Here is a 10,533-nt window from a genome sequence, read left to right on the forward strand (position 1 = left end):
ATGTATAAGCAGCAGCGTCTTTAGCTGAAATACCTGCTTCAACTAACTTCTCAGCTGACCAACTTGCAAATGGCTTAACTATGTTTTCAAATGTATAAGCAGCAGCGTCTTTAGCTGAAATACCTGCTTCAACTAACTTCTCAGCCGACCAGATAGAAAAAGGTTTAACTATGTTTTCAAATGTATAAGCAGCAGCATCTTTAGCTGATATACCTGCTTCAACTAACTTCTCAGCTGACCATATAGAAAAAGGTTTAACTATATTTTCAAATGTATAAGCGGCAACGTCTTTAGCTAAAATACCTGCTTCGACCATCTTTTCAGCTGACCAACTTGCAAATGGCTTAACTATGTTTTCAGAAATATGTATTAGAGTATCAAGAAACAACTCTCCTTTTGCAGCTAATTCCTGCAAACTCTTAGAGATAATATCTTTAGTAATAGAAATTAGAGCTTCTTCGATTTCATACCCGAATTCAATTAATATATTCAAAGTAGCTTTAGCAAGAGGGAGCATTGAATCAATAGCAAAGTTTAAACTATACTCACCTATTTTGCTTGTTATTGATAGAGCACTACTGGAAAGATTATACATTGTATCTTTAGTGAGACTTAAAAAAGAAGATGAGTAATCTATTATAGAACTTAATAAACTCGTAATACCCGGTATTATTGCATTCTCTCCGAAATCATATATGTTTTCAACGCCTGCAAAAACATATGGTTCTAATGTCTCAAGTGAGATTTGGGTAGTACTTTTAATATTATTACCGAAATAATATCCTAAGAATAGTGAACCGGCAGTATCTGCAAAAAAAGTAGCAAACTTATAGGAATTAATAACTGCAAGCGCAGCCCCTGAAGCCGGGAAAGAGGCAGCAACACATGGTAATGCGGCTGCCACCACACCATATTTCACTACTTTATAAGTAACAGGCACCGAAGCAACGTTAATTACTTTATATATTGAATTTTTTATTGTTTCTCTCGAAATCATCTTTTAAAAGTATTACTAATTATAATATAACAAATATTATACAGTAATAATGTTACAATATTATTATCAATATAGCTTTTTTTAAGCATAAATGGATTTTTTTAAGCTTTATATTAAAGATATATAAATAAACTTCTTTTAAAGGAATAGTAGAAAAAATAAAGAATACAATATTAAAAAATTAACTAAAAACCATATGCACTATATATTATAAAGTTTTTATTTTAAAAAATATTTTTATACTATCGTACATAGAATATATAAAAGAACCTTGAGGAAACCCAAGGTTCTTTGTTTTTAAGTATAGTTTGTATGAAGATGAGAGTAAGGATTTAGAAATCCATACCGCCCATGCCGCCCATGCCGCCCATTCCGGGCATACCACCCATTGATGCAGCATCTTTACTATCATCAGGCTTATTAACAACCACTGCTTCAGTAGTAATTATGAGACCTGCAACTGATGACGCGCTTTGTAGTGCAGTTCTAACAATCTTAGTCGGGTCAATGATACCGGCTTTAAATGCATCAACATATTCATGATTTTGTGCATCAAAGATTTTGTTAACATCATTTTGCTCAAGAAGCTTAGAGGCAACTAATGCACCATTTTCTCCAGAGTTCTCAACTATCTGCTTTAATGGAGCACAGAGAGCTCTTTGGACAATCTTAATACCGGATTGCTCATCAGCATTTTTACCTTTTAAGTTTTCAAGAACTTTCGAAGCATATAATAAAGTGCACCCGCCGCCAGGAACGACACCTTCGGCAATAGCAGCCTTAGTTGCATGGTAAGCATCTTCTACTCTATCTTTCTTCTCTTTAATTTCCATCTCGGTAATCCCGCCAACTTTAAGGATAGCTACACCACCTGCAAGCTTAGCAAGTCTCTCTTGTAGTTTTTCTTTATCATAATCGGAAGAGGTTTCCTCAATCTGAGCTTTAATCTGTGCACAACGAGAAGATATTTGTTCCTTATCACCGCCACCGTTAACAATAGTAGTATCTTCTTTAGTGATTATAACTTTCTTGGCAGTACCTAAAGAATCAAGAGTTGTGTTCTCAAGCTTATGCCCAAGCTCTTCACTGATCACATGTCCGCCCGTCACAATTGCGAGATCTTCAAGCATAGCTTTTCTTCTATCACCGAAGCCCGGAGCTTTTACCGCCGCAACTTTTAAACCACCACGAAGCTTGTTAACAATAAGAGTTGCAAGCGCTTCACCTTCAACATCTTCAGCAATCATAAGAAGAGGTTTACCTGCCTGTACTACTGCCTCAAGAATAGGAAGAAGTTGTTGTAAATTCCCTATTTTCTTCTCAACAAGTAAAATATACGGATTTTCAAGTTCACAAGTCATCTTTTCAGCATTGGTAATGAAGTATTGAGAGAGATAGCCTCTATCAAAATTCATACCTTCAACGATTTCAACTTCAAATTCATCGCTTTTATTAGCTTCTTCAACGGTAATTACACCATCTTTACCTACTTTTTCAAATGCTTCTGCAATTTTCGCCCCGATATTTACATCGCCATTGGCAGAAATAGTTGCAACTTGAGCAACTTCCGCTGAAGATTGAATACTTTTTGATAATTTCTTAATATGATCAAGCACGTTATCAGTTGCGCTATCTATACCACGTTTGATATCCATCGGATTCATTCCGGCAGCAACCGCTTTAATACCTTCAACAGCTATCGCTCTTGCTAGCACAGTTGTAGTTGTGGTTCCGTCGCCTGCATTATCATTAGCTTTTTTTGCAGCTTCGATAATAACCTGTACGCCTGCGGTTTGTACCGGATCTGCAAGTTTATCAATAGATTTGGCAACAGTCACACCGTCTTTTGTAATTTGTGGAGCACCGAATGATTTCTCGATTACTACATTTCTTCCTCTAGGTCCTAGCGTTGAAGCCACCACATCAGCAGCAATTTGAATCCCTTCGAGCATTTTTTTTCTAGCTTCTGAACCTTTAAATATTAATTTTTCAGCCATAATTTTTTACCTCTATAATTTTTATAATTTACGCAGCATCAATAATTGCAAGAATATCGGATTCTTTCATGATTAAATATTCTTTGCCTTCCAGTTTAATTTCAGTTCCGCCCCATTTAGCGAACATAACCTTATCACCAACCTTAACATCCAACGGGCGAACTTGTCCTTTTTCATCTATGCTACCCTTACCCACGGCAACCACTCTTCCCTGCATAGGCTTTTCCTGCGCGGTATCAGGTATGATAATTCCTGAAGCGGTTTTTTGCTCCTGTTCTAATCTTTCTACAAGAACACGATCGTGTAATGGTCTAACTTCCATAAATTTACCTCGGATTATTAATTTAAAACAAAATTTTGTAATTACTTATATAGGGGCTAATAAATTTGTTTCAAGAGGTAAAAATAATTTTTTTGGGTAATCGGGTGTTTATATGATTATGTGTATAGATAAAGATTAGGAATTTCCTTATTTATTATAATGTAAAATGTTAAGTTAAATATAACTCTTTAAATGTTCTAATTTATTTTTAAAGTTGCTCTCAGATATCTATACAATATTATTATAAACCTTAGAAACTCTATTCAAAACTATTAAGACTTTCTTTTAACTGTTAAAATCAGGGTATAATAAATATTTTATGTAACATACTTTAGTAGTAAGATTTAAATTATAAGTTAAATTATCACTACCGACGCAGGTAGTGCCGGAGCCGCTGTTAAACCCTAATATTTTTCCTTTTTTGCCGATTCCATCATCAATTTTGGAATCAATATTCCAAGCGTCAAGCGGAGTCATTATATTCGGAGACCTTGCCGCAGAAGAAGATGTAAATCCGGCAACTTGGATTGCATTACCGCTTGTGCCATTTTGTGTAGTAGCACTTGCATTTAGTTCTATGCCTGCACCCGGCCATGCCGAAGATGGAATATTCACACCGATATCGGATTGGCCGCCCGTAGTCGCAATCCCCGGATAAGCAGTACTTAAAAACCCAGCCAGATATAAGTGCTGCCATGCTCTTAGTGCTTCTACATCATTTACTGTACTATTCCCCTCTATAATCCCGTTAGAATTTCCGTTGCAATCGGAAGCTGACGAAGAGCAGGCATCACCAAAAGCATAATATGCATTTGCGAAATCACCCGGAAGCGCTAAGTACCGAGTTCTAAAAGCTTCTATAATTTGTTGATATTGACTTAATTCAGTAATTAGAGATTTTGTTTGAGTTTGCTTAATAAGACCGGCTGCATAGGTGACTAGGCTAAAAATTAGTGCTATTATTACAAGCACGATCGAAGTTTCCAGTAAAGTAAAACCTTTTCTATTTCTCATTAATTCTTAGCTCTAATACATTATAGTATATATATTATAATACTACATCAGATTTAGCTCTTAAGGAAAAGAATTTTATGGTGCACCAGCACGGAATAACATCAAACCGGATTGGTGCATTTATAGAGGTTTTCAAGGGATGGGCAAATTGTTCAAGTGTTCAGAACCCCACGCCGGAAGATACTACGAATGGGAGCCGATACAGGTAGCTGCATAGTCACACACCCCAAACCTGCACACGATCACGCAAAACCTGCACAGATTAAGACGTTAGCTGCACGACGTAATGAAACGCGGCGTGGTGGCGTGCACCGCCTATATTATGCGGTATCAAGAAAGAGCTTTGTAATTCAATAGGAGAACGGCATTGCAGAGGCGCGGGCCATCTTTGCGAAACAAAAATCCTGCTATCAATTGGCGTGTAAGTTACGCCATTTGAGCCTTACCGCGTGGACACAAGCGAGGAAATTGACAAGAACTAAAGCATCTCCTTAATGCGAGAATTCTTTTACGATATAGCGCACCGACAGTTGCAACCAGCATGAATCAAGCGGGCATGCGGCAGATTCAAGGCGGCAAATATTTGAGCAAAACGCAGGCCACGGCCCGCGCAATATTACTCAGCTACCATTACCAGTATTAAAGAAAAAACCGATTGGCAACCGGATGAAGCACTTTTTAATCGTTATGTCCTCACGTCGCCGCTGGCAAAAGAGCGCATGCTTAAAGAACATGTGCTACCGAAATACGCCAATGTGGAAATGCTGGCGATTGAAAACAACCCTGCCACCCGCGCCATGTATTCGCGGTATGGTATACGCTCGGTAAAAATTACGCCGGGTGAAGAATGGCAACAATAACCAAGTTATTTTTATGAAAATACCCCGTGAATGGACGTTTGAGAGTATTTCGGTAGCCTCGACCTTCGATAAGCACGTCCGGCGAACAATTGCTGTGGTACGACATGGTTATAGGCGCGGTGGCGCATATTGCGCGGCATTAGATCCCGAAAGGTGGGCTGGTTTACGATATCGGCGCATCCACTTTACAGGCGGTTCCTTTGGCATAACCCGCCATCGGCTTGAAACCGATGGTGGATGGTGTCGTAATGACCAAACAATGCATCCTTGCTGATTCCGGCAGCTGGTTTTGTCCAGAGCTCAGTGAGCAAACGCCCATCAACTAAGCTGGTCATGTGGCAAATAATTTTAGGGCGCATGTTCAGCCTTCTATTTGAGGTTTTTCTTGAAAAAGGAATCCAGCTTGTCCCACGGAATGAGGTTCACGCGATCATACATATCAACATGACCTGCGCTCGGTATGATAAGCAGTTCCTTCGGCTCGACGGCTAGTTTGTAAGCATCTTCACTAAACTCTTTGGAATGCGCGGTTTCACCAGCGATGAACAGCATCGGACGCGGAGAAATCGTATCAATATCATTGAACGGGTAGAAGTTCATGAATTTGACATTGCTGGTTAGCGTGGGGTGCGTGGTGAGTTTTGGCGACGCGCCTTTAGGCGTGAATTCACCTCTCGGCGTGCGGTAAAAATCGTAAAACTCACGCTCGATGGGGTTTAATTTTTCCGTCAGTTCATCAACCGTCCCGCTGGTGTATTTAGTTTCACCGCCGGTAAACTCGATGTAGCGTTGCTCGGCAGCGTCAGCGATGATTTTCTTGCGCTGTTCAAGAGTTAGTGAGTGATTAAGCGCGTTACGATTGGCAGCGCCCATATCGTACATGCTGACCGTCGCTATCGCTTTCATGCGCTGGTCGATTTTAGCCGCGCTGATGGCGAAGCTTCCGCTGCCGCAGATACCAAGCACGCCAATCCGCTCTTTATCGACAAAAGGTTGGATGCCGAGGTAATCAACCGCAGCACTGAAATCTTCCGCATACATATCCGGCAAAACCGCGTTGCGTGGCTGGCCTTCACTCTCGCCCCAGAAAGACAGATCGATGGATAAAGTAACGAATCCACGTTCCGCCAGTTTTGTAGCATAAAGATTGGCGCTCTGTTCCTTCACCGCGCCCATAGGATGCCCTACGATGATAGATGCGCTTTTAGCGCTCTTGTTCACATCCTTTGGCGTGAAAAGGTTGCCTGCAACCTTCATATTGTATTGGTTTTTAAAAGTAACTTTTTGAACCGTTACTTTCTCGCTTTTATAAAAATTATTGGCTCCATTGGACATGTCCTGAGCCATTGCCGATGTGTTTGTCATGGTGAATACTCCTAGTATAGTGATGAACGTGCGAATGCGTTTAGTGATCTGCATTTTATTTTCCTCCGTTATTTAAAATTTCGATGGTTGCTTTCATCGAGTCGGAGGCTTTGAAAACCTCCATGCTTGAGTCCATTTTTCCGAGTTTAATAAGCCCCGGTGAATGGTGGCCATCACGATAAAAAATCGCCAAATTTCCCCACGGGGCGTAAAATGCGATATCGCCGGCTTTTGGGTTGATGGCTGCCGGAGCGCCTTCTTTCGTCAGTTTTTTCGGCAGGTCGCTGATCTTTTCCGTTTTGCTGTAATCGTCTAGCGTCAGGGTTAGTGGCAGCAGGGAAATAAAATCCCTCGCCGTTGGGCTGTCCTCCATCGTTGCCGTGACGGTTTGATGATTAATCGTTATTTTTATTTTCATCTTGTCCTCCTGTGCGTAAGCGGGCCAAGCCAGAAAGATCGCTATAGCTAACATCGGCAGCGATGCTTTCTTCATGGGACGGCTATTTCGCATATTGTTCGTCCGTTACTTTCTCCAGCCACTCGACATTCTTACCATCGAGCATTTCCTGAACAGCGATATGGCTCATGCCGCTGGTAGAGGTAGCGCCGTGCCAGTGCTTATGCCCAGCGGGATACCAAATCGTATCCCCGGCGTTGATTTCCACCTTGGGTTCGCCTTCGCATTGCGTCCAGCCTTTCCCTGAGGTGACGATGAGAAGCTGGCCGAGCGGATGCGTATGCCAGTTAGTGCGCGCACCCGGCTCGAATGTCACCAGAGCCGATGTTATTCTTGAAGGCTCCACTGGCTGTAGTTGAATAGGGTCGATGCGTACATTGCCGGTGAACCATTCTTCCGGGCCTTGCATGGAGGCTTGTGAGCCGTTGCGTTTCAAAATCATAGTAGTTCCCTTTATTTTAATTGTTACACTGTTTGCGGAATAAGCCGCGCCCTTGAATCATGCCAGGTGATGAATGCTACCATTGCAGCGGTGAACAAGATCATAGCGGCAAAGGTAAATGTAGTTGCATAGCCCCAATGATCGAACAAAACGCCACCGATAACCGCTCCAAGCGTGATTGCCAGTTGAATAACCGCTACCATTAAACCGCCACCCGCTTCGGCATCTTCCGGTAATGTTTTGCTGAGCCAAGTCCACCAGCCCACAGGCGCTGCCGTGCCTATCAGTCCCCATACAGCCAGCAACAGGCTTGTAGTAAGCACGCATGATACATTAAAAATTAATGCGATACCGACAACCGCCATGACAGCCGGAATGGATATCAGGAGGCTATAGAGGTGGGTCTTTAAAAGAATGTCGATAAGATAGGTTCCAACAAATCCGGCGATGCCCACTCCCAGCAAAATAAGAGATAGCAAGGAATCATTTGATTTCGTCACCACTTCAAGGAACGGGCGCAAATAAGTAAATAGCATGAACTGGCCCATGAATAAAAGCATGACCGCGATCATCCCAAGTGCGAATCGGCGCTGTGATAGCAACTTGAAAACATCTTTGGCGTGTTTGGTCTGCCGTTCTGGTGGAAGGTGCGGAAGGCTTTTCCACTGCCAGATAAATGAGATGACAGCCAATGGAACGACGCAGAAGAATGCGCCACGCCAGCCGATGATGCTGCCGAGAAAGCTGCCTAACGGCACAGCTATCGTTGTAGCCAGAGCATTACCCCCGTTGAGAATAGCCAGCGCTTTCGGCACGGATTCTTTCGGCACGAGGCGCATCATAATGGCAGCCGAGATTGACCAGAAACCGCCGATAGTCATACCCAGCAAGGCACCTCCCACCATAAGAACAGTGGCGTTGGGAGCAAAAGCCACCATGCAGCCGGACACCGCCATTAGGGACGTAAAGAAAAGCCCTACACGCCGCCGGTCGGCACCACCGATAAGCGCGGAGATAAACAGGCTGGTCGCCAGCGCAAATAAGCCAGATACAGAAATAGACTGCCCTGCATAACCTTCAGTAATATGAAGGTCAGTAGCAATGGGAGTGAGTAAGCTAACCGGCAGGAATTCGGAAGCGATAAGCACGAAAGCGCAAAGCGCCATTGACACCACCGCGCCCCACGTAGGAGTAATTCCTTTGCTAGTTTCAGATTGGGTCATTTTTTCTGCTGCTGAGATTTCCATATTATTTTTGTATTCCTGTGGTTTACAACTTAGTTCGATTCATTATTGAACATCATAAACGAATCTGTTATTTATTACTAGATAGTAAAATCTAATTACGGTTATGAATATGGTTCATCAATGAAGCGCGATAACATCAATGATATGCTTATCTTTGTTGAGGTGGCAAAAGAGCGGAGTTTCACAAAGGCTGCCGCCAAATTGGGCGTGTCACAATCTGCCCTTAGTCACTCTATGAAAAAGCTGGAAGACCGGCTTGGGGTGCAGCTATTGGTTCGCACTACCCGCAGTGTTGCTCCCACCGAAACCGGAGAGCGCATCCTAAAGAAAATTAAACCCCGTTTTGAAGAAATTGAAGCAGAACTGGCCGCGATCAATGAGCTTCGTGAGAAACCGGCAGGAACGATTCGTATCACCGCATCTGACCATGCAATAGATGCTATATTAATTCCCAAACTAAAAACATTTCTTGCTGAATACCCTGACATTAAGGTGGAGTTGACCGCTGATTATGGCAGAACGGATATTGTGGCAGAGCGCTATGATGCAGGCGTGCGGTATGATGAGTTTTTGACGAAAGACATGATCGCCGTGCGTATAGGCCCGGATGCACGGATGCTGGCGGTTGCTTCACCTGAATATTTTACCCGATACCCGCGCCCTAAAACGCCGCAGGAATTAAACCAGCATAACTGTATTAATTTGCGCCAAATTATGAGTGGAGGGCTATATGCTTGGGAACTTGAAAAGAAAGGTCATCATGAGGTGAAAGTGCATGTGGACGGGCAGCTTACCTTGAATGGTAATTATCAGATTCTTCATGCAGCACGCTTGGGTATGGGACTCGCGTTTATTCCAAAGGATATGGCCGCGCCTTATTTGCAAGACGGCAGCTTGGAGGCAGTACTAGACGATTGGTCATTACCGTTTCCAGGGTTCTATCTTTATTACCCTAGAATCACACAGCCTTCCTTAGCTTTTATGCTGCTGGTTGAAACATTACGTTATCGCCCTGTAGCAAAAAATAGTTAGAAACAAATCTCTTAGAGCTAACATAGCTACATAAGTTTTGACTATTTTTCGCCATACGGTAGAGTGTTTTTGAGGGGGCTAGAATCCCCGTAAACTGCGATAATGGCTTTAGGGAGGTGGCGGCGGCTATTCACTGAAAGCATCGCAAACCGACAAGCGATTCAAATCGATTGCGACGTTGAGCATGTTCAACTCCGGGTTGGTTCGTCGCAATGGATACATGGATTCCCAACTGTCCACTATTCAGGAACGCCTGCAACAGGCCTCAGACACCCGCGCCCAAGAGGCGGCAGGTGGGGAAATTCTCTATGCAGGGGACGCCAATCTGACAGATGAGCAGATCGCCAAATTGCCGTTTGATCTGTATCGGCAGGGTTACGAGTACTACTGGAAGACGCACGCGCACCCCAACTCGACCTTCAAGTACACCATGAGCAGCCTGCTGGACCTGATGAGCTTCGATGCCACGAACCAGATCGAACTGATCGACAAACCCTTGCTGATGATCGCGGGCAGCAAGGCCGACAGCCTGTACATGTCAGAGCAAGCCTTTGCCAAGGCCACCGGCACGAAAGACAAAGAGTTGCTCAAGATCGACGGCGCAACGCATATCGAAACCTACTGGGTTCCCAAGTATGTGGACGCTGCAATCGAAAAACTGACTAAGTTTTACGCAAGAACCATCTAATCTGGTTTGATGACTGTAGGCAGATCATGAACTCTTTTTAGGGTAGTATCTCAATTTCGCTTTAACCATGTCAGCTACAGACCCATTACCATCTTATTCAGATGGAGTAACT

The 10,533-nt window shown here is 43.1% G+C and carries 11 protein-coding genes; 3 read left to right on the plus strand and 8 right to left on the minus strand.

Annotated elements, in window-relative coordinates; genetic code table 11:
* The 4 genes from NF27_RS02560 to NF27_RS11060 form a co-directional block, all read right to left on the minus strand.
* Nucleotides 1–997 (minus strand): hypothetical protein (locus NF27_RS02560; RefSeq protein WP_039455489.1); only part of this gene is annotated, 997 nt, incomplete at its 3' end.
* 332 nt (nt 998–1,329) lie between these two features.
* Nucleotides 1,330–2,994 carry a chaperonin GroEL gene (groL, locus tag NF27_RS02565; RefSeq protein ID WP_039455490.1) on the minus strand — a complete coding sequence of 555 codons (1,665 nt, stop codon included), beginning with the start codon at nt 2,992–2,994 and terminating at the stop codon, nt 1,330–1,332.
* Nucleotides 2,995–3,022: 28 nt separating this feature from the next.
* On the minus strand, nt 3,023–3,316 hold the full coding sequence (groES, locus tag NF27_RS02570; RefSeq protein WP_039455491.1) for a co-chaperone GroES: 294 nt from the start codon (nt 3,314–3,316) through the stop codon (nt 3,023–3,025).
* A gap of 285 nt (nt 3,317–3,601) precedes the next feature.
* Nucleotides 3,602–4,330: a type II secretion system protein gene (locus tag NF27_RS11060; protein WP_053332517.1), complete on the minus strand. Its 729-nt coding sequence runs from the start codon at nt 4,328–4,330 to the stop codon at nt 3,602–3,604.
* Between the two features lie 719 nt (nt 4,331–5,049).
* Here NF27_RS11060 and NF27_RS12320 point away from each other — a divergent pair.
* Nucleotides 5,050–5,190 carry a hypothetical protein gene (locus tag NF27_RS12320; RefSeq protein WP_161791777.1) on the plus strand — a complete coding sequence of 47 codons (141 nt, stop codon included), beginning with the start codon at nt 5,050–5,052 and terminating at the stop codon, nt 5,188–5,190.
* 369 nt (nt 5,191–5,559) lie between these two features.
* Here NF27_RS12320 and NF27_RS02580 read toward each other — a convergent pair whose 3' ends face one another.
* From NF27_RS02580 to NF27_RS02595, 4 genes are read right to left on the minus strand one after another with little or no spacing between them, the layout of a single operon-like run.
* Nucleotides 5,560–6,609, minus strand: coding sequence for an alpha/beta hydrolase (locus NF27_RS02580; RefSeq protein ID WP_084212762.1), 1,050 nt, complete (start codon nt 6,607–6,609; stop codon nt 5,560–5,562).
* A gap of 1 nt (nt 6,610) precedes the next feature.
* Nucleotides 6,611–7,048 (minus strand): cyclophilin-like fold protein, encoded by a 438-nt coding sequence (locus NF27_RS02585; RefSeq protein WP_204367854.1) that lies wholly within the window; start codon nt 7,046–7,048, stop codon nt 6,611–6,613.
* A gap of 7 nt (nt 7,049–7,055) precedes the next feature.
* A complete protein-coding gene (locus tag NF27_RS02590; protein ID WP_039455493.1) occupies nt 7,056–7,454 on the minus strand; it encodes a (R)-mandelonitrile lyase in 399 nt (132 codons plus the stop codon).
* Nucleotides 7,455–7,477: 23 nt separating this feature from the next.
* On the minus strand, nt 7,478–8,701 hold the full coding sequence (locus NF27_RS02595; RefSeq protein WP_204367855.1) for an MFS transporter: 1,224 nt from the start codon (nt 8,699–8,701) through the stop codon (nt 7,478–7,480).
* Between the two features lie 120 nt (nt 8,702–8,821).
* On the opposite strand from NF27_RS02595, the gene NF27_RS02600 reads away from it, so the two are divergent.
* Entirely contained in the window at nt 8,822–9,733 is a 912-nt protein-coding gene (locus tag NF27_RS02600) for a LysR family transcriptional regulator (RefSeq protein WP_039455494.1), read from the plus strand.
* Between the two features lie 220 nt (nt 9,734–9,953).
* Nucleotides 9,954–10,421, plus strand: coding sequence for an alpha/beta hydrolase (locus NF27_RS02605; protein ID WP_204367856.1), 468 nt, complete (start codon nt 9,954–9,956; stop codon nt 10,419–10,421).
* The last annotated feature ends 112 nt before the right edge of the window (nt 10,422–10,533 follow it).

This window comes from Candidatus Jidaibacter acanthamoeba (assembly GCF_000815465.1).
Taxonomy (GTDB): Bacteria; Pseudomonadota; Alphaproteobacteria; order Rickettsiales; family Midichloriaceae; genus Jidaibacter; species Jidaibacter acanthamoebae.